The 17780-nt window shown below is 63.7% G+C and carries 16 protein-coding genes; 11 read left to right on the top strand and 5 right to left on the bottom strand.

Translation table 11 applies throughout. The features are described 5' to 3' along the window. Positions 1 to 82: 82 nt before the first annotated feature. Entirely contained in the window at positions 83 to 481 is a 399-nt protein-coding gene (locus V1277_RS09450; protein WP_334415951.1) for a gamma-glutamylcyclotransferase family protein, read from the top strand. Between the two features lie 168 nt (positions 482 to 649). On the opposite strand, the gene V1277_RS09445 is transcribed toward V1277_RS09450, so the two are convergent. After that, complete coding sequence (locus V1277_RS09445) at positions 650 to 1216, bottom strand: chlorite dismutase family protein (protein WP_334420318.1); 567 nt, start codon at positions 1214 to 1216, stop codon at positions 650 to 652. A gap of 252 nt (positions 1217 to 1468) precedes the next feature. Between V1277_RS09445 and dnaG the strand changes: the two genes are divergently transcribed. From dnaG to rpoD, 3 genes are all read left to right on the top strand, one after another. Continuing rightward, positions 1469 to 3472, top strand: coding sequence for a DNA primase (gene dnaG / locus V1277_RS09440; protein ID WP_334415950.1), 2004 nt, complete (start codon positions 1469 to 1471; stop codon positions 3470 to 3472). Positions 3473 to 3672: 200 nt separating this feature from the next. Further along, a complete protein-coding gene (locus tag V1277_RS09435; protein WP_334415949.1) occupies positions 3673 to 3843 on the top strand; it encodes a hypothetical protein in 171 nt (56 codons plus the stop codon). Next, entirely contained in the window at positions 3812 to 5923 is a 2112-nt protein-coding gene (gene rpoD / locus V1277_RS09430; protein ID WP_334415948.1) for an RNA polymerase sigma factor RpoD, read from the top strand. The genes V1277_RS09435 and rpoD overlap by 32 nt, the downstream gene beginning before the upstream one ends. Positions 5924 to 6337: 414 nt before the next feature. Here the strand turns inward: rpoD and V1277_RS09425 are convergent, their stop codons facing one another. Continuing rightward, a complete protein-coding gene (locus tag V1277_RS09425; protein ID WP_028350223.1) occupies positions 6338 to 6574 on the bottom strand; it encodes a hypothetical protein in 237 nt (78 codons plus the stop codon). A 145-nt stretch (positions 6575 to 6719) separates the two neighbouring features. Here V1277_RS09425 and V1277_RS09420 point away from each other — a divergent pair, with 145 nt between their 5' ends. Beyond that, positions 6720 to 8066 (top strand): MFS transporter, encoded by a 1347-nt coding sequence (locus tag V1277_RS09420; RefSeq protein ID WP_334415947.1) that lies wholly within the window; start codon positions 6720 to 6722, stop codon positions 8064 to 8066. A 45-nt stretch (positions 8067 to 8111) separates the two neighbouring features. Here the strand turns inward: V1277_RS09420 and V1277_RS09415 are convergent, their stop codons facing one another. Further along, positions 8112 to 9698, bottom strand: coding sequence for a hypothetical protein (locus V1277_RS09415; RefSeq protein WP_334415946.1), 1587 nt, complete (start codon positions 9696 to 9698; stop codon positions 8112 to 8114). 252 nt (positions 9699 to 9950) lie between these two features. Between V1277_RS09415 and V1277_RS09410 the strand changes: the two genes are divergently transcribed. Then, a complete protein-coding gene (locus tag V1277_RS09410; protein ID WP_334415945.1) occupies positions 9951 to 10742 on the top strand; it encodes a lytic murein transglycosylase in 792 nt (263 codons plus the stop codon). A gap of 209 nt (positions 10743 to 10951) precedes the next feature. Further along, entirely contained in the window at positions 10952 to 11758 is an 807-nt protein-coding gene (locus tag V1277_RS09405) for a lytic murein transglycosylase (RefSeq protein ID WP_334415944.1), read from the top strand. Between the two features lie 164 nt (positions 11759 to 11922). Here V1277_RS09405 and V1277_RS09400 read toward each other — a convergent pair whose 3' ends face one another. Continuing rightward, positions 11923 to 12768 (bottom strand): SDR family NAD(P)-dependent oxidoreductase, encoded by an 846-nt coding sequence (locus V1277_RS09400; RefSeq protein ID WP_334415943.1) that lies wholly within the window; start codon positions 12766 to 12768, stop codon positions 11923 to 11925. A 153-nt stretch (positions 12769 to 12921) separates the two neighbouring features. On the opposite strand from V1277_RS09400, the gene V1277_RS09395 reads away from it, so the two are divergent. From V1277_RS09395 to V1277_RS09380, 4 genes are all read left to right on the top strand, one after another. Next, positions 12922 to 13323 (top strand): response regulator, encoded by a 402-nt coding sequence (locus V1277_RS09395; RefSeq protein ID WP_028350228.1) that lies wholly within the window; start codon positions 12922 to 12924, stop codon positions 13321 to 13323. A gap of 48 nt (positions 13324 to 13371) precedes the next feature. Further along, positions 13372 to 13989, top strand: a complete 618-nt coding sequence (locus tag V1277_RS09390; protein ID WP_334415942.1) for a LysE family translocator — start codon at positions 13372 to 13374, stop codon at positions 13987 to 13989. Between the two features lie 656 nt (positions 13990 to 14645). Then, positions 14646 to 15869, top strand: a complete 1224-nt coding sequence (locus tag V1277_RS09385) for a GGDEF domain-containing protein (RefSeq protein WP_334415941.1) — start codon at positions 14646 to 14648, stop codon at positions 15867 to 15869. Between the two features lie 35 nt (positions 15870 to 15904). Continuing rightward, on the top strand, positions 15905 to 16528 hold the full coding sequence (locus V1277_RS09380; RefSeq protein WP_334415940.1) for a peptidoglycan recognition protein family protein: 624 nt from the start codon (positions 15905 to 15907) through the stop codon (positions 16526 to 16528). Between the two features lie 200 nt (positions 16529 to 16728). Here the strand turns inward: V1277_RS09380 and rpoH are convergent, their stop codons facing one another. Beyond that, entirely contained in the window at positions 16729 to 17625 is an 897-nt protein-coding gene (gene rpoH / locus V1277_RS09375; protein ID WP_334415939.1) for an RNA polymerase sigma factor RpoH, read from the bottom strand. Between the last annotated feature and the right edge of the window lie 155 nt (positions 17626 to 17780).

Below are 17780 nucleotides of genomic sequence, written 5' to 3'. Positions count from 1 at the left end.
CGGATGCTTCCCCACAAGACGGTTTTGGCGATAGGCCGCCCGGCGGATTGCATCGCCTCGCGCGCAATGACATAGAAATTCCATGATTTCAGATCGACTGTTCGTCTACGGCACGCTGATGCGCGGCTTCGACCATCCGATGGCGCAGCTATTGTCGCGCAGTGCGGATTTTTTGGGCACGGCCACCTGCCGTGGCCGGCTCTATCTCATCAAGCATTATCCGGGGCTGGTGCTGTCGGATGACGCCAGCGACGTCGTGTTCGGCGAACTGTATCGTTTGCGCGATCGCGACGCGTTGCTGGCCGAGTTCGACATGTATGAGGCCTGCGGTGCGGGGTTTCCGGAACCGACCGAATACATCCGCCGCATGCTGCCGCTGTCGCTGCAAGACGGCACCGCCGGCGAGGCATGGACCTATGTCTACAACTGGCCGGTCACCGGCCTGCAGCGCATCGCCTCGGGGAAGTTTCTGGAGCGGTGACATCTGTGTCCCGGACGCGGTGTTGCGCGTAGCGCTGCACCGCTGTGCCGGGACCCAGAATCTGTCGAGCCGCACTCATGGGCCCCGGCTTAGCAGCGCATCACCATAGCGCGTCGAAGACGCGCGTGAACGCGCTTTCGGTGCTGCGCAGCGTCCGGGGCACGAGCATCACCCGGCATCAAGCCTTTCCCGTTCCAATCTGATATCCACCTCGCGCTCGACATAGCGCCATTCCTCGGTCGCGCGCAGCGTGCGGACCAGCTCCTCGAACTCCTCCGCATGCTCGGGCGCGTATTCGAACCAGGTCAGGAAGTCGAAGGGCTCGCCGAGATCGCGGCTGTGATAGAGCTGGCGGGCGATCGCCGGCAGGTGTTTCAGGCTCGCCGCGATGTGGTGGGATTTATCCTCAAAGATCTGCCGCCGTTCCTCCTGCGTCAGCTCCCACCACGCCGCCGATTTCTTGATCGGGATCAGCGCCGCATTGGTCGCCTCAGGTCGGCCGATCTCGGCCCGCACGGCATCAAGCTGCGTCTTCTCGGCGCGCTCGGTATAGCGCAGATGGCTGGCGAAGCCGGCCAGCCGCCACGAGGTCGGCGAGGGCAGGATCGGCAGCGTGATCGACAGCGAATGCACGACCGACAGCGAAGGCGTCGGCGAAAGCGACGCGCCCTTGACCGGCGCAAACCGCGTCACCCGCCACGCCCCGCTCCTGCCACCCCGAAACACCGTGAACATACGGGACATGGAAGCGCGGAACTGGCGGCGATTCAAGCTTGCGCTGTCATTCCGGGGCGCGAAGCGAACTATGGGGCGCCCTTGCGCCCTTGAGAATCTCGAGATTCCGGGTTCGATGCTTCGCATCGCCCCGGAATGACCGAAGGGGCTGTGAATAGCGGCGAGAAATCCGGCCGACTTCGCCTTTTAGTGGCCCGGCCCTATATCCATGATCGGTTGGCACGGCCCTACGATTCGGCAAAAACTCCATCCATGCGCTTCACGCCCCAATTTCTCGACGAACTGCGCGCCCGGCTTCCGGTTTCGGAAGTCGTGGGCCGGCGCGTCAAGTTGAAGAGGGCGGGGCGGGAGTTTAAGGGGCTGTCGCCATTCCAGCAGGAGAAGACGCCCTCTTTCACGGTCAACGACCAGAAGCAATTTTACCACGACTTCTCCACCGGAAAGCACGGCAACATTTTCGACTTCGTCATGGAGACGGAAGGCGTCTCGTTTCCGGAGGCCGTCGAGCGCCTCGCCGCCATGGCCGGCCTGCCGCTGCCGGCGGCAACGCCAGATGCCGCGCGCCACGAGCAGCGGCGCAAGACGCTGCACGACGTGATGGAACTCGCGGCAAAATTCTTTGCTGACACGCTGGCCTCGCGCCACGGCGCCAAGGCGCGCGGCTATCTCGGCGACCGTGGCATTTCGTCGGCGACGCAATTGCAGTTTCGCCTCGGCTATGCCCCGGGCGAGCGCTTTGCGCTGAAGGAGCATCTAGGTGCGCAGGGCATTTCCACCGAGGACATGGTGGAAGCGGGGCTATTGATCGGCGGCGACGATATTCCTGTTCCTTACGACCGCTTCCGCGACCGCGTGATGTTTCCGATCGCCGACGCCAGAGGCCGCATCATCGCCTTCGGCGGCCGCGCGCTGGAAAAGGACGTTCCGGCAAAGTATTTGAACTCGCCGGAAACCCCGCTGTTTCACAAGGGCGACAATCTCTACAACCTTGGCCCCGCGCGACAGGCGGCGCATGACGGCTCGCCGCTGATCGTGGTCGAAGGCTATGTCGACGTCATCGCCATGGTCACCGCAGGCTTTGCTGGTGCGGTGGCGCCGCTTGGCACGGCCTTGACCGAAAACCAGCTCGCACTGCTCTGGAAGATGGCGGACGAGCCGATCCTCTGCTTCGACGGCGATCGCGCCGGGCGAAAAGCAGCGTACCGCGCTGCCGACCTCGCGCTGCCCAATCTCGCGCCCGGCAAAAGCCTGCGCTTTGCGCTGCTGCCGGAGGGGCAGGACCCCGATGACCTCGCCCGCACCGGGGGCCGGGTTGCGATCGAGGAGGTGATCGGCGCCGCGCGCGGGCTCGCCGACATGATCTGGTCGCGCGAGATCGAGGGCGGCACGTTTGCGACCCCTGAACGCCGCGCCGCGCTGGAAGCGCGCATCAACGAACTCTCTAACGGCATCCGCGACGAGGTCGTGCGCCGCTATTACCGCCAGGATCTCGCCGAGCGCCTGCAGCGCACTTTTGCGCCCGATGCCGGCCGCGGCGGTTACGGCCGGGGTAATTTCCGGCCCGGCCGCCCCGAATCACCCCGCGCCTTTGCCCCGCGCGGAGCGGGCCCGGCCGGCCGGTTCGCCCCCCGCGGCGGCCGCCCGCCAGGGTTAGCTTCAGGAATTGCCCCCGGCCCCTACCAGGCGGCGAGCCCCCAGCTTGCGACCAGCCCGATCATGCGCGGCCAGCGCAGCGCGATGTCCCGCCGCGAGGCCTTGATCCTGCAATCCCTGATTAACCACCCTTGGCTGCTGCACGATCATCTGGAGGAAGTGGCCGCCCTGGAACTGGCGCATCCCGAGGCCAACAAGCTCCGCGCCGGCATTATCGCAGCCTTCGCCAACGACCATCACCATTCGCCCGACGTCGAGGAGCAGGCCGAGAAAATGCGCGCCGATCTCGAGGTGCGCGGATTAAGCGAGGTTCTTCAACGGGTTGAACGGGCGATTACGACCGCGGCGGTCTGGGGCGCCAAGCCCGGCGCGGCCCGCGAAGACGTTTTGGCCACTTGGCAGCAACTCGTTGTCTTGCATCAGAAAACGCACGCCCTACTTAGGGAGAAGAAAGATGCCGAACTGGCATTGGCCGAGGAGACCAGCGAGGCCAATCTGGCATGGCTGAAGGATGTCGGCGCCCGGCTGGACTCCATCGACGGCACCGAGGCCCTGATTGAGGGTTTTGGCGAGCTTTCGGGCCGGTTCCGCAAAAGCGTTTGACGATTAAAAAAATGATGCGGACGGCCTTGGCCGAGCCCGCGAAAAGACTCGCCAAATCCATGATTTGGCGGCAAAAACAGGGTTAAGCAAAGCTTAAGGGCCTTCGGGCTACGAAAGACAGATACCGGTGATGCGGAAGGCAGGGGTGGCGATAGTCTGCGCCGCCCTTTGCGCGTCGTAACCATGGTGCGGAAAAGCGGGTGCCGCTTTCGACCGATCATGCGAAGGCGAATGAACAGAGCAAGGTGACGATCGAACGACGTCATCTCGAACGAATTGAGTTGAAGAGCGCGGGCGGCGACGCACGCCCGCATGAAGCGCGTTTCGGGAGCTTGATGAATGGCCACCAAGGCAAAGACGCTGCAGGTTAAGGACAAGGAAAAAGACGACAAGGCAGCGGACGCCCCTGAGAAGGATAGCCCCGACGCGCCGTCGCCGTTGCTCGACCTGTCCGATGCCGCGGTCAAGAAGATGATCAAGCAGGCCAAGAAGCGCGGCTTCGTGACCTTCGATCAGCTCAACGAAGTCTTGCCCTCCGACACCACCTCGCCCGAACAGATCGAAGACATCATGTCGATGCTCTCGGACATGGGCATCAACGTCTCCGAGGCCGAGGAGGCCGACGAGGAGGCCGAGAAGGAAGAGGCCGACGACGACACCGACAACGAGCTTGTCGAGGTCACGGCGAAGGCTGTCACCGAGGTCAAGAAATCCGAGCCCGGCGAGCGCACCGACGATCCCGTCCGCATGTATCTGCGCGAGATGGGCACGGTGGAATTGCTGTCGCGCGAAGGCGAAATCGCGATCGCCAAGCGCATCGAGGCCGGCCGCGAGGCGATGATTGCGGGTCTCTGCGAAAGCCCCTTGACCTTCCAGGCCATCATCATCTGGCGCGATGAACTCAACGAAGGAAAGATCTTCCTTCGCGACATCATCGATCTCGAAGCCACCTATGCTGGCCCCGACGCCAAGAACAACATGAACCCGGCGATGATCGCCGCCCCCGCAGGCGACGGCCAGGCCGCCAACGGCGAAGCCGCGCCCGCGCATGTCGCGCCGCCGGCTGCTCCCCCGTCGCCGACCCCGTTCCGGGCGGCGCCCGCGGGCGATGCGGAGACCGAGGAGAAGGATCCGGCGGAAGCTGCCGCCGAAGGCGACATGGATGACGACGAGTTCGAAAACCAGATGTCGCTGGCCGCGATCGAGGCCGAGCTGAAGCCGAAGGTGGTCGAGACCTTCGACAAGATCGCTTCCGAATACAAGAAGCTGAGGCGTCTTCAGGAGCAGGACATCGCCAACCAGCTTCAGAGCGAGTCGCTCTCGCCCTCGCAGGAGCGCAAGTACAAGAAGCTGAAGGACGAGATCATCGTCGAGGTGAAGTCGCTGCGCCTGAACCAGGCCCGCATCGATTCCCTCGTCGAGCAGCTCTACGACATCAACAAGAAGCTGGTCTCGTTCGAAGGCCGCCTCTTGCGCCTCGGCGACAGCCACGGCGTCGCGCGCGAAGACTTCTTGCGCAACTACCAGGGCTCGGAGCTCGATCCGCGCTGGCTCAACCGTGTCTCGAAATTATCGGCCAAGGGTTGGAAGAATTTCGTCCATCACGAGAAGGACCGTATCAAGGAGCTGCGCCACGAGATCCAGTCGCTGGCGGCGTTGACGGGTCTTGAGATTGGCGAATTCCGCAAGATCGTGCACGGCGTGCAGAAGGGCGAGCGCGAGGCGCGCCAGGCCAAGAAGGAAATGGTCGAGGCCAACCTGCGTCTCGTGATCTCGATCGCCAAGAAATACACCAACCGCGGCCTGCAGTTCCTCGACCTGATCCAGGAAGGCAATATCGGGTTGATGAAGGCGGTCGATAAATTCGAGTATCGCCGCGGCTACAAGTTCTCGACCTACGCCACGTGGTGGATCCGTCAGGCGATCACGCGCTCGATCGCCGACCAGGCCCGCACCATCCGCATCCCCGTGCACATGATCGAGACCATCAACAAGATCGTGCGCACGAGCCGCCAGATGCTCAACGAGATCGGCCGCGAGCCGACCCCGGAAGAGCTCGCCGAAAAGCTCGGCATGCCCCTGGAGAAGGTTCGCAAGGTCCTGAAGATCGCAAAAGAGCCGCTCTCGCTCGAAACGCCTGTCGGCGACGAGGAAGACTCACACCTCGGCGATTTCATCGAGGACAAGAACGCGATCCTCCCCATCGATGCGGCGATCCAGTCCAACCTGCGCGAAACGACGACGCGCGTTTTGGCCTCGCTCACCCCGCGCGAAGAACGCGTGCTCCGCATGCGCTTCGGCATCGGCATGAACACCGACCACACGCTGGAAGAAGTCGGCCAGCAGTTCAGCGTGACCCGCGAGCGCATCCGCCAGATCGAAGCCAAGGCGCTGCGCAAGCTGAAGCATCCGTCAAGGAGCCGGAAGCTGCGGAGCTTCCTCGATAACTAGTACTGCCTGTCATTGCCGGGCTTGCTTGCCCGGCGAAGCCTCGGCGAAGACGGGACCCGGGCATCCATCGAAACAACAGCGGCGGGCAAAAGCCCGCCGTTTTTATTTAGCTAGCTCGAAGCAAATTTTTCACGCCAGCGCCCGGGGCCACCCCTCTCCCCAACCCTCCCCCGCAAGGGGGGAGGGAGTCCTGCCAGCGTGCTCGCCTCACATTGCATTTCGGCCTTGCTTCACATTGCGTCATGGCCATCCCTGGCGTCAGGGACGCACCGGCGGAAGGGTTCCCTCCCCCCTGCGGGAGAGGGTCAGGGAGAGGGGTACCGCTTGCTCCGCTGGTAATAATTGAGCACGTGGACAACACCGCTCTCTGCCGATCGCGACGTCGGTTGATGCAACCGGACCTTGCCTGCGAGGCTACTTCTTCTTCGCCCCAACGCGGCTGATGCTCTTGATCTTGAGTTGCGGGCGGCCGGATTTCTCGGCGATCTCGCGGTCCTGCTCCATGATGTAGCCGCGCGCCGGCTCGTCGCCGTCGAGCCCGCCGAGCAATTCGGCAGGCACGCGCCGATTGGAGCGCTGCGAGTCGTCCTCATAGACGACATTGAAAAAGGCGAACTCGCCCTTGGGATTGGTCCCGGGTTTCTTTGGCATGCGCGGCTTGTCCTCGATAGAGGCGCCGCTGTCAATCATCCTCGCTGCGCGCCGGTCTGCCTTGCGAGACGGCGTGGACGCGATTTATCTATGACCGCTTTGCCGGCATACTGTTCGCCTGGAACGAACGGAAGGGGTGGTGGTGATGCTGGCAACCTCCCACGCGAAGAGCAACCTCAAGCCGGTGCTGATGGCCTGCTGCCTTGCCATGCTGGCGGTGGGCGACAACAGCACGGCGATCATGGCGGCGCTTCCCGACATGAAGGGCAGCCTGCAGCTTGGTCCGGCGGAGCTCGAATGGGTGGTCAATGCCTATCTTCTGACCGCCGCCATCTTCATCATTGTCGGCGGCGGCGCGGCGGATCAGCTCGGCGCGCGAAGGTCCTCGATTGCCGGCATCGCCGTGTTCGCACTTGCGTCGCTGCTTATCTCGCTGGCGCCGGTCGGCTTCGTGGTGGTCGGCGCGCGGGCGCTGCAAGGGCTGGGAGCCGCGTTTGCGGTGGCCGGCACGCTTGCGGCGGTGACCGAAGCCGCACCTGACGAGCGGCGCCCCGAGGCGATCGGCGCCTGGACCGGTTTTCTGATGCTCGGCTTCAGCATCGGGCCGCTCGTCGGTGGAGCCGTGACGCATTACGCGGGCTGGCGCTTCATCTTCTGGCTGAACGTCATTGCGATGGTGCCCGCCGGCCTGATGCTGCTGCGGCATCCCGGCGCCGGCGGCCGGCGCGCGATTTCGATGGACTGGGTCGGACTTGGCCTTCTCGCACTCTTCATGGTGACGCTGATATCGGGATTGCAGGCGTTGGCGCATGTCCGCACCAACCCGCTGTCTGCCATCGTCCCGCTTGTGCTGGCGGCGATCGCGTTTCCTCTATTGCTGCGGATGGAGACGCGGCGCCCTCAGCCGCTGGTCGACTTCGGCCTGTTTGCGAACCGGAATTTCGCGATTGCCGCCGGCCTCTTGTTTCTCGTGATGTTCGACATCATGACGCTGCTGCTTTACTACAACCTCTTTGCGCAGGCCGCTGATGGGCTTGGCATGTCCGCCGTAGCGGCGGGCCTTTCCCTTGTGCCGCTCTCAATTGCGCTGTTTGCCTTCGCGCGCGCGGCTCCCTTGATTGCAACGAGGATCGGTATGCGGCGCATGCTGACAGGCGGATCGCTCCTGCTCGCCGTCGGCTGCGCCATCATCTGGTTGTCGTTTCAGACGAACGCAAAGTTCGCGCTGCTGATGCCCGGCCTGTTTGTCGCCGGCGCAGGGATAGCACTTGTCTACGCATCGGCGCCGCGGCTCGGACTTGCGACGCTGCCACCACAGCAGGCGGGGAAGGGCTCCGGCATGCTCAATTCGTGCAGCTTTCTCGGCGGAACGGTCGGGGTGACCTTCGGTGGCATCGTGTTCGCGCTGAGCGGATTATCCGGTGTGCTCGTGCTGCTAGGCATTTCAGCGCTGGCGAGCGCCATGCTTTGCCTTCGGCTACGCGTGGATTGAAGCCCGCTCGTCTGAGCGAAATCTGCAAACCGGAATCCGGGAAACTCAACCGCAGGCCGGATTTTTGGCACTTTCGACCGTGAGAAAAGCAATCGTGGCCGGCGCGATCTCGACCACACCCGGCGGCGATGTCACCGCCGAGACCTGCGGAAGATCGTCGTTCGGGCCGAGCTCCAAGACCGTTCCATTCAGCTTCAGCCCGGCGCTTTGCAAATGATCTGCCGACAGCGTGTAACGCTCGCTGGCCGCGGGCAATCGCAGCATTGCGGCGCTCGTCCTGTCCGTATTGACGGCGAGCAGCGTGACGGCGCCACGCACGCCTCGTCGGCAATGCGCGTAGAGGTGCACGCCATCGTGCACGCCGGCGTCGAGAACGGTCGTGCCCATCAGCCTGCGCCAAAGCAGTGCCGCCCAGTAGTTCGGCCGCGGCCGCAACGTCGTCTCGTCAAGCAGGCCGTAATCGCTGGCAGCCAGCGTGTTGTGCGCCACCATCTGGACGCCGGCCCTGGCAAGCCGGCCAAGTTGGTCGAGATAGCGGAACGTATCGAGGAACGTCGAGGCCCAGGGATTGCCGCCGCACGCGGCCTCGGCGGTCTCGGTCAGCCACATCGGCTTGTCAGGCGCAAACTCGTCCCTCAGCGATCGGTAGAACGCAAGCGTTTGCTCCGTGCTTGCCAGCCAGCTTTCCGAAAGCGCGGCCTCTGGTGTGGTTTGGCCCGGAATCCCGGAGCATCGCTGCGAGAGGGCGCCGTAGTGATGATAGGAAAAGGCGTCGATGCCGGCACCGGATGCGGCAAGCAGATCCCGCGTACGAAGAAAATCGGAGCTGGATTGCGGGGGTGATTGCGACGCTGTTGTCTCGCCGATCGAACCGGGGCCGAGAACGATCACATCCGGTTCGCTGGCCCTGATGTACGCAACAAAGGCTTTGAAATCCCGCCCGTAGGCCGCCGCATCGTATCCTTTCGGCGCGCGTCCCATGGCGGCCAGCGTCGGCTCATTCATGAACTCGGTGGCGGCAATTCTGCCGCCGATGGATCTGGTGTAGGCGAACAAGCGACGCGCCTGATCGCTCCGCCATCGGCCTGCAGCGTCCCGGGCACCGGGGCTTATGGCCATCGACGTCACGATCTCTGCGCCGGCGGCGCGGGCAAAGTCGATGACGCTTTTCCAGCGCTCGCGGCTCAGCACCGCGCGGAAGCCGTCAGGCGGCGTCGGCGGCGTCGCATCGTTTTCAGCAAAGTAGGTGCTATTGGCCCAGGTGCCGCTGACGCGCAGGTAGGCTGGGGCTAGCGCAGCAGCCAATATGCGCAGCCGGCGGTTCGACAGGTCGATCGGCGCCCGATACGCGTAGCGGTCGGGGTTCGCGCCCGCCGGAATATTTTCGGCGTTGTCGGCGCCCCGAACAGATGGCGCCGGGGCACTCGACCTGTAGGGTTTCCAGAACCGTCCGCCGGTGACCTCGACCATCTCCACATTGTACGATTGAAAGCGCTTGTCGATGGTGCCGAGACGCGGCAATCGTGAAGGGTCTACGGAAAGCGTTGGCGCTTGGGCGGCCGCGTTCGGGATTGCCGTGAGCGCGGCGATCGCAATTCCCATTCCGACTTTGAAGCCACTGGACCTGGTCATTGCCATTGTCCTTGTGAGGGCCAAGGCGGGCGCCGGGCCACGTGTTGCAGCTACGGCGCCACCAATTCGACGCGGTGGTTTAAGGAACGGCCAGCATATCGATCGATTCAAAATAGTCGCAATCATGGCCGTTTCGAGAGGCCAGGGGTTAGCAGATTCTGCCCATGCATCTGCCGCAACTCTCGATGCGCGGCTGAGGACGTGCTAGAAACCGATGCGTACTTGCAGTGCTCTCTTAGGAATGGTCCTTCCATGCTCCGTATCGCATTTGCTTTCAGCGCCACCGTCGCATTGTTCGCATCCCTAAGCTCCTACGCCCACGCCGCCCAATGCGGCAGCTCGGCCGCCGGCTACGCTGCCTGGAAGCAGGAGTTTGCCGGCGAGGCCCGCGCCAAGGGCATCAGCGCCTCGACCATCCAGGCCCTGATGGCGACGAACTACGCGCAGGCGACCATCAATGCCGACCGCGGCCAGCGCAGTTTCAATCTCTCGCTCGACCAGTTTCTCGCCAAGCGCGGCGCAACGACCATCGTCTCGCGCGGGCGCTCGCTGAAGCAATCGCAAGCCGCTCTGTTCTCTTCCATTCAGCAGCGCTACGGCGTGCCGCCGGGGCCGCTCATCGCGATCTGGGGCATGGAGACCGGGTTCGGCAGCCAGCGCGGCAATCAGAACATGCTCGCCTCGATCGCGACGCTCGCCTATGACTGCCGGCGCTCGGCCTATTTCACCGAGCACCTCTACGCGGCGCTGCAATTGATCGATCGCGGCGCGCTCCCTGCCAGCCAGCGCGGCTCGATGCATGGCGAAGTCGGCCAGACGCAGTTCATGCCAAAAGCCATTTTGGCTTACGGTACCGGCAATCTCGAAAACTCGGCCAACGCGCTGATGTCGACCGCGAACTTTTTGCGGGCGCATGGCTGGCGCGCGGGCGCCGGCTATCAGCCGGGCGAGCCGAATTTCGCCGCCATCCAGGCCTGGAATGCCGCGGGCGTCTATCAGAAGGCGATCGCGCTGATGGGCCGGCAGATTGATGGTGGGGAGTAGGGGCTTCCACCACCGAAGCCAATCGCCGTCGTCCCTGCGAACGCAGGGACCCATAACCACAGGCGGCAATTGTTGAAGCCAAGCCGTCGACCAGTCCGCTTTTAACAACATCGGCCGCGGCGTATGGGTCCCCGCGTGCGCGGGACGACGAGGTTTCGCGCGCCGTTTTCCCATGGCATGATCGGCACGAGACGTAACAAGGGATTCGCATGCGCATATTTCGTTGGGCCATTTTTCTCGGCGCCGTCATCTTCTCCACCCCCACTTATGCCGCCCGCTGTGGCGGCGATTTCAACACCTTCGTTTCGGCGATGGCGGCGGAGGCGCAGGCCGCCGGCGTCTCGCAAGCGGTGATCGGCCAGGCCTTTGCCGGCATCACGCAGGATCCGGCGGTGCTCGTTTTCGACCGCCGCCAGCGCGGCACTTTCAACAAGACGTTCGAGCAATATGTCTCGACCCGCGTCGGCCCCGGACGCATCAACATCGGGCGGCAGATGCTGCTGAGGCACGCGTCACTGCTGGCACGCATCGAACAGAAATTCGGTGTGCCGCCGCAGATCATCGTCGCGATCTGGGGGCTGGAGAGCGATTACGGCAAGGGCGACATCGGCAAGATGCCGGTGGTCCGCACGCTGATGACCATGGCCCATGATTGCCGCCGCACCGAATTGTTTCAGGGCGAATTGCTGGCCGCGCTGAAGATCGTGCAGCGCGGCGATCTCCCCCTGCGCGATTTGATCGGCGCCTTCGCCGGCGAGATCGGCCAGACGCAGTTCTTGCCGTCGTCCTACATCAAATACGGCGTCGATTTCGACGGCAACGGCCATGTCGACCTGCGCCACAGCGTGCCCGATGTGCTCGCCTCCACCGCGAACCTGCTGCACGTGTCAGGCTTCAAGGCCGGCGCGCCATACGGCGAAGGCACTGCGAATTTCGAAGCCATGCGGGAGTGGAACAGGGCGACGATCTACCGCAAGACGATCGGGTATTTCGCGGACCGGCTGGTGGGGCGTTGATATAGCCACGCGGATGGTGTGCTCCCTCCCCCCTTGCGGGGGAGGGCTGGGGAGAGGGGTGGCGGCAACGGCGGTGCTTGTGGCTACCCCTCTCCCCAACCCTCTCCCGCAAGGGGAGAGGGAGCCGACCACCCGAGCGTCGACAGTGTCACTCAAAAATGAAATCACTTCGCCGCCTGCGCGCCCATCTTCCCGATCCGCTTCGCCAACACCGCCCAGTAGGTCGCCGGGCGAAACCGCTGCAAGAGGTCCATGAACTTCGCGTCGTTGCCGATCAGAATGCGCGGCTGGTTTTTCTCGATGCCGAGAATGATGCGTTGCGCTGCGGCCGGCGGCGTGGTCCTGGCGATCGCATCGAAACGCTCGATCGATTCGGCGCGGCGCGCATTGTCGGCGATGCCGCTGCCGGTGCGGGAGTTGCGCACGATGTTGGTCAGGACACCGCCGGGATGCACCACCGAGAGCTTCACCGGACTGTTCGCCATCGCGAGCTCATGCCGCAGGCTTTCCGAAAATCCGCGCACCGCGAACTTGGCGGCGCAATAGGCGGTCTGGCCCGGCGGGGCGACGATGCCGAAGATCGAGGAGAGGTTGACGATATGCGCCTCCGGCCTCGTCGAAAGATGCGGCAGGAAGGCGCGTGTGCCGTGCACCACGCCCCAGAAATTGATGTTGATCAGCCATTCCATCTGCGCCTGGTCGACCTCGTTGAAGGCGCCGAGCAGCGCGACGCCGGCATTGTTGATGACGATGTTCAGCTCCGGATGCGCGGCGATTGCCGCATTGGCAAATTCCTGGATCTGGGCGGGCTCGCCGACATCGACGCGGTGGATCGTTACCTTGCGCTTGTTCGCTTTTCCGATTTCGGCGGCCACCTGCTGCAGACCGGCCTCGTCACGATCGGCGAGCGCGAGATCGCAGCCGCGCGCGGCCAGTTCCAGCGCCAGCGCGCGGCCGATGCCGCTGGCGGCGCCGGTCACCGCGGCCGCACTTCCAGATATCGCAGTCATGTCGGATCGAACTCCTTGCAGGTCGAGGATAGGTGGGTTCCTGCAAACTTTCGCAAATTGGAACCGAACCATAAAGCGGTTTCCGCGCTTAGTGTCGAATACCCGACAGAGGGGCGGCATCGCCAGCCGACGCGATTCTGAGAGGAGGCTCACATGGGACAATCCAAACCCCATCGCGCAACGGCCCTCATTGTCGAGGACGACCCGATGCAGCGGAACATGATCTGCCTGCTGCTGGAGGAGAGTGAGGTCGATGTCATCGAATGCGAGAGCGCCGAGGCTGCTGAACTGGTGCTGGAGCGCGCTGCCGGCAGTCTGGTCTTGATGATGACCGACGTGCAGCTTGCCGGCAACATGGATGGTGTCGAACTCGCGCACATCGCCCGGAAGTACAATCCCGAGATGGGCGTGATCGTTACCTCGGGCAAGCCGCTGCATCAGGAATTGCCCGATGGCGTGCAGTTCTGGGCCAAGCCATGGGCACCGCTCGACGTGATCCGCGAGGCGGAGCGCATGGTCTATGCACGAGAGCACGGCGGCGAACCGCGCCCGTAAGCCGCCGCCCTGCTTTCGCGCCTGATGCCATCGTGTTAATGACAGGACATGACCCTGTCGTTCCTGTTGACCTCGCTGATCGTGGTCGCTTCCCCCGGCACCGGCGTGCTGTACACGCTGGCGGTGGCGCTGACGCTGGGCGCACGGCCGGGCATCGCGGCGGCCTTCGGCTGCACCCTCGGCATCGTGCCGCATATGCTGGCCGCCATGCTCGGGCTCGCCGCCGTGCTGCACACCAGTGCTCTGGCTTTTGCCGCGCTGAAATGGTGCGGCGTGGCGTATCTGCTTTACATGGCCTGGCAGGCGTTGCGCGAGACGGGCGCGCTTGCGATCGACACGCGCCCGGCCGCGAAGGCGCGCTCCAGCCGGCGCGTCATCGTCACCGCCATCCTGGTCAACATCCTCAATCCAAAGCTCTCGATCTTCTTCCTGGCCTTCCTGCCGCAATTCGTCGCGCTCGACGAGCCGCATCCGCTGGCGCGGATGCTGGAATTGAGCGCAGCCTTCATGGCGATGACGTTTGCGGTGTTCGCGCTCTACGGCCTGTTCGCGGCCGCGATGCGCGACCGCGTCATCACCCGGCCGAAGGTAATGGCCTGGCTGCGCCGCAGCTTTGCGGCGGGATTTGCCGCGCTCGGGGCGAAGCTGGCGCTTGCGGAGCGGTAGATTTTTTCGCGCGACCGTCATTGCAGGCGCAGCAACGCGATCCGTATTGAGTTCGCCGCCGCAAATAAAAAGGCGGACCCGCGGCCCGCCATTCTCCAAAACTAGGCCCGGAGTTGGGAGCCCGGGCGGAGCTGAGCACTCCACCCGGGCCGAAATTCACTTCTTCTTCGACTTCTTGGCCTTCTTGGCCTTCGCCTTCTTCGCCTTCTTCGCTTTCTTAGCCATAGTATCCTCTCAAGGTTTTCATGGATTGAAACGCGACACCGAGGCATGCTTGGCGGAGGGCCAGCCTCGCAACATCCTCGCACACGATCCCAGCAGATTCGCAGGCCCCTGCCGCGTGCCGTCATGGCGGTGTCATCACGTTATCCACAGTTGTTATGCATTTTGATACGATTTTTTGCCGAAACGCGCGTCGCCTCTGCCGCCCGCATGCGCGCGCATCATGCTTAACGATGTCCGAACGCGCGCGATCTTCATCAATTCAAAACCACGGTTTGGATTGGCCGGCGGTGGTCAGGGTCCGTTAAGCGGCGCAGATGCATTTTGTCCCGTAAGACGACGGAGTTCGTCGTGGGGACGCCTCGAGGCGCGCAGGTCTTGAGCAGTCGTTAGACAACAGGGGAGACGGGACGCGCGCGCGTCCTGAGTTCGCGATGCTGAGCGTTCCGACGCTGTGGACGGTGTTCGTCATCAATTTTCTCGCGCTGGGCCTGATCTGGGCCTACGTCATGCGATGCTATCCGTCGTTCGAGGCCGCGCGGTTCTGGACCGGCTCGGCATTCGTCGCGGCGGCCGGTGCTGCGATGGCGATGCTGCGCGTAGTCTTCCCGGATTCTCTCGTGCCGCTGCTGTTCGCCGGCACCGCGCTGGTACTGGCGATCTGCCTTGCCACGATGGGAATTCAGAAATTCTTCACCCGGCCCGTTTCGTGGCTTCACACCGCGTTGACCACCGGCCTTGCGTTTGTCGGTCTGACCTTTTTCATTTTCGTCTACGACAGCGTACCGGCGCGGATGACCGTCTTCACGATCGCGCAGACGCTGCCGATGGCGCTGGGCCTGAAACTGCTGCTGAGCCGGCATGACGGCCGCGCTAATCCGGGCGCCCGGCTGGCCGGCATCGTCACCATCGTCATCATGGCGATTTTCGCGGCCCGGCTGTTCGGCGCGGTGACCGGCATGGGCGGCGGCTTCTCCTACATGCATGTCAGCCCGGCGCAGTCGGTCGTCATCCTGGTGCTGGTATTCCTGTCGATGTCGCTGAATTTCGGCTTCCTGCTGATGGCGATGGACCGGTTGCGCAACGAAGTCGCGGATCTGGCGCTGCTCGACGACCTTACCGGCGTCGGCAATCGCCGTCATCTGGTGCAGCGGCTCACGGAAGAATGCGCGCGCTCCGAGCGCAGCGGTCAGCCCTTTGCGCTGTTGGTGATCGATCTCGACGGCTTCAAGGGCATCAACGACACCTATGGTCACGCCGCGGGCGACGCCTGCCTGCAGCATTTCACCCTGATGGCGCAAACCCGGCTGCGGCCCGGCGACATGCTGGCACGCACCGGCGGCGACGAATTCTGCATCGTGTTGCCGTCCTCGACGCTGCGCGAGGGCGCGATGATCGCGCGCCGCGTGCTGGAGGTCTGCCGCGCGGACGCCGAACAATGCACCGGCAACGACATTCCGATCGCCGTGTCGATCGGCGTCGCACAATGGACCCGCGAGATGGGCGGCTTCCCCGATCGCCTGATCGCCGCCGCCGACCATGCGCTGTACGACGTCAAGAAGGCCGGCCGGAACGGCTTTGCCGTCTACGATCCGGCGCCGCCGCTGGTGCCTGAAGCCGAAACGGAAGCGGAGGTGGCTCTGCGCAAGCGGGCCTGAGGCGTGCTACTAAGGTTCGGCACTGGACCTCGGTCATGAATTTTCGCCTCGTCGCGGCGGCACTGTTCGCCCTCTCGCTTCCTGCTTGCGCCTTCGCGCAATCGCCCGACCTCGCCGCGATCGCGCGTTCGTCGGGCACGCCAGATATTCCCGGCTTGAAGATGGTCTGGCTGGCGCCATGGGGCGATCTCGCAAAGGCCCATCCCTGGCGCAACATCATCGTGCATCAGACCGAAGGGCCGACGGGCTCCGCGCGCGGCGGCGCGCTGGCGCAATCGAAGAACCCGACGCGGCGCGGCGTGATGGTCTGGGTCGAAACCGACGGCACGGTGTACTGGGCGGTCGGCGAACATCTCGTTCCGACGCATGGCGACGGCGCCAACCGCAACGACAACAAGTACATCGACAACGGCCCGACCTATCGTCAGGTGGTCGGCAGCAATTCGGTCGGCGTCGAATTCGCCGGCAATTATCCTGACGTGACGCGGGGCCCGACGGATGCGCAAGTAGCGGCGTGGCGTATTCTGGTAAAGGTGCTGCGCGCGCGTTACGGCATTCCGCTCGATCGCGTCTATGCGCACAACTGGATCGACTTCAAAGACGCGCGCTATTGCGAAGGCTGTGCGTTGGCCAAGATGGCGCGGGAGTGGGGGGAGTAGACTACTGCTGTCATCGTCCGCGAAGGCGGGCGATCCAGTATTCCAGAGACCGCAGTTATTGCGCGCAGTCTCACGACCGCCGCGGAGTACTGGGTCCCCCGCTTTCGCGGAGGACGACGGCCGAGTTAGCGTAAACAGAGTGCCAAAAACAAAAAGCCGGCGTTGCCGCCGGCCTTCGTTACTTGATACCTCTGCCGCGATTAGTGCGCGGCTTCGAGTTCGGCTTCCTGCCGGGCAATCGTGCCCTTGACGGCCGACTGCACCTTTTCGAAAGCGCGGACCTCGATCTGCCGCACGCGTTCGCGCGAGACGCCGAATTCGGCGGCGAGGTCTTCCAGTGTCATCGGCTCTTCCGCCAGGCGCCGCGCCTCGAAGATGCGGCGTTCGCGCGGGTTGAGCACGCCGATGGCGCCGTTCAACGCCCGACGGCGGTGATCGAACTCCTCGTGCTCGGCCATCACGGCTTCCTGGTTGGGCGAGTTGTCGACCAGCCAGTCCTGCCATTCGCCGGCTTCGCCGTCGTCGCGGATCGGCGCGTTGAGCGACGCGTCGCCGCCGAGACGGCGGTTCATGTCGATCACGTCCTGATCCGTCACGCCGAGACGCTTGGCAATCAGCTTTACCTGATCGGGGCGGAGATCACCTTCGTCCAGCGCGGAGATCTTGCTCTTCGCCTTGCGCAGGTTGAAGAAGAGCTTCTTCTGGTTCGCGGTGGTTCCCATTTTCACGAGCGACCATGAACGCAGAATGTACTCTTGAATCGAAGCCTTGATCCACCACATGGCGTAGGTGGCGAGACGAAAACCCTTCTCGGGCTCGAACCGCTTGACCGCCTGCATCAGGCCGACATTGCCCTCTGAAACGACTTCAGAGATCGGCAAGCCGTAGCCGCGATAGCCCATGGCGATCTTGGCCACGAGCCGGAGATGGCTGGTGACAAGGTGATGCGCCGCGTCGCGATCGTCATGCTCGCGCCAGCGTTTGGCGAGCATGTATTCCTGCTGGGGTTCCAGCATCGGAAATTTGCGGATCTCGGCGAGGTATCTAGAGAGACCGGATTCTCCATTGAGAACCGGTAACGTAGCTGTACGGGCCATTTGAGCGCCCTCCAGTGGTTCAGGCCCCCGATAGCGGCGGGCCCGGCAGGTGATCGCTGTGTTAAAGCCAATCACGCTGCGATGTTCCGCGTTGGATATTCAACGCATATGCAACATAGCAAAAAACGAACAAATAGGGAAGGAATGCTGACGTC

It is taken from the genome of Bradyrhizobium sp. AZCC 1588, from assembly GCF_036924735.1.
Lineage (GTDB): Bacteria > Pseudomonadota > Alphaproteobacteria > Rhizobiales > Xanthobacteraceae > Bradyrhizobium.
Note: the sequence above shows the minus strand (reverse complement) of the source record. Positions and strands in the feature narration are given on the sequence as shown.

What these genes read in the sequence shown, in the direction of transcription:
- V1277_RS09450 (WP_334415951.1), top strand. Translation starts at nt 83, where the DNA reads ATGATTTCAGATCGACTGTTCGTCTACGGCACGCTGATGCGCGGCTTC.
- V1277_RS09445 (WP_334420318.1), bottom strand. Translation starts at nt 1,216, where the DNA reads ATGTTCACGGTGTTTCGGGGTGGCAGGAGCGGGGCGTGGCGGGTGACG.
- dnaG (WP_334415950.1), top strand. Translation starts at nt 1,469, where the DNA reads ATGCGCTTCACGCCCCAATTTCTCGACGAACTGCGCGCCCGGCTTCCG.
- rpoD (WP_334415948.1), top strand. Translation starts at nt 3,812, where the DNA reads ATGGCCACCAAGGCAAAGACGCTGCAGGTTAAGGACAAGGAAAAAGAC.
- V1277_RS09425 (WP_028350223.1), bottom strand. Translation starts at nt 6,574, where the DNA reads ATGCCAAAGAAACCCGGGACCAATCCCAAGGGCGAGTTCGCCTTTTTC.
- V1277_RS09420 (WP_334415947.1), top strand. Translation starts at nt 6,720, where the DNA reads ATGCTGGCAACCTCCCACGCGAAGAGCAACCTCAAGCCGGTGCTGATG.
- V1277_RS09415 (WP_334415946.1), bottom strand. Translation starts at nt 9,698, where the DNA reads ATGACCAGGTCCAGTGGCTTCAAAGTCGGAATGGGAATTGCGATCGCC.
- V1277_RS09410 (WP_334415945.1), top strand. Translation starts at nt 9,951, where the DNA reads ATGCTCCGTATCGCATTTGCTTTCAGCGCCACCGTCGCATTGTTCGCA.
- V1277_RS09405 (WP_334415944.1), top strand. Translation starts at nt 10,952, where the DNA reads ATGCGCATATTTCGTTGGGCCATTTTTCTCGGCGCCGTCATCTTCTCC.
- V1277_RS09400 (WP_334415943.1), bottom strand. Translation starts at nt 12,768, where the DNA reads ATGACTGCGATATCTGGAAGTGCGGCCGCGGTGACCGGCGCCGCCAGC.
- V1277_RS09395 (WP_028350228.1), top strand. Translation starts at nt 12,922, where the DNA reads ATGGGACAATCCAAACCCCATCGCGCAACGGCCCTCATTGTCGAGGAC.
- V1277_RS09390 (WP_334415942.1), top strand. Translation starts at nt 13,372, where the DNA reads ATGACCCTGTCGTTCCTGTTGACCTCGCTGATCGTGGTCGCTTCCCCC.
- V1277_RS09385 (WP_334415941.1), top strand. Translation starts at nt 14,646, where the DNA reads ATGCTGAGCGTTCCGACGCTGTGGACGGTGTTCGTCATCAATTTTCTC.
- V1277_RS09380 (WP_334415940.1), top strand. Translation starts at nt 15,905, where the DNA reads ATGAATTTTCGCCTCGTCGCGGCGGCACTGTTCGCCCTCTCGCTTCCT.
- rpoH (WP_334415939.1), bottom strand. Translation starts at nt 17,625, where the DNA reads ATGGCCCGTACAGCTACGTTACCGGTTCTCAATGGAGAATCCGGTCTC.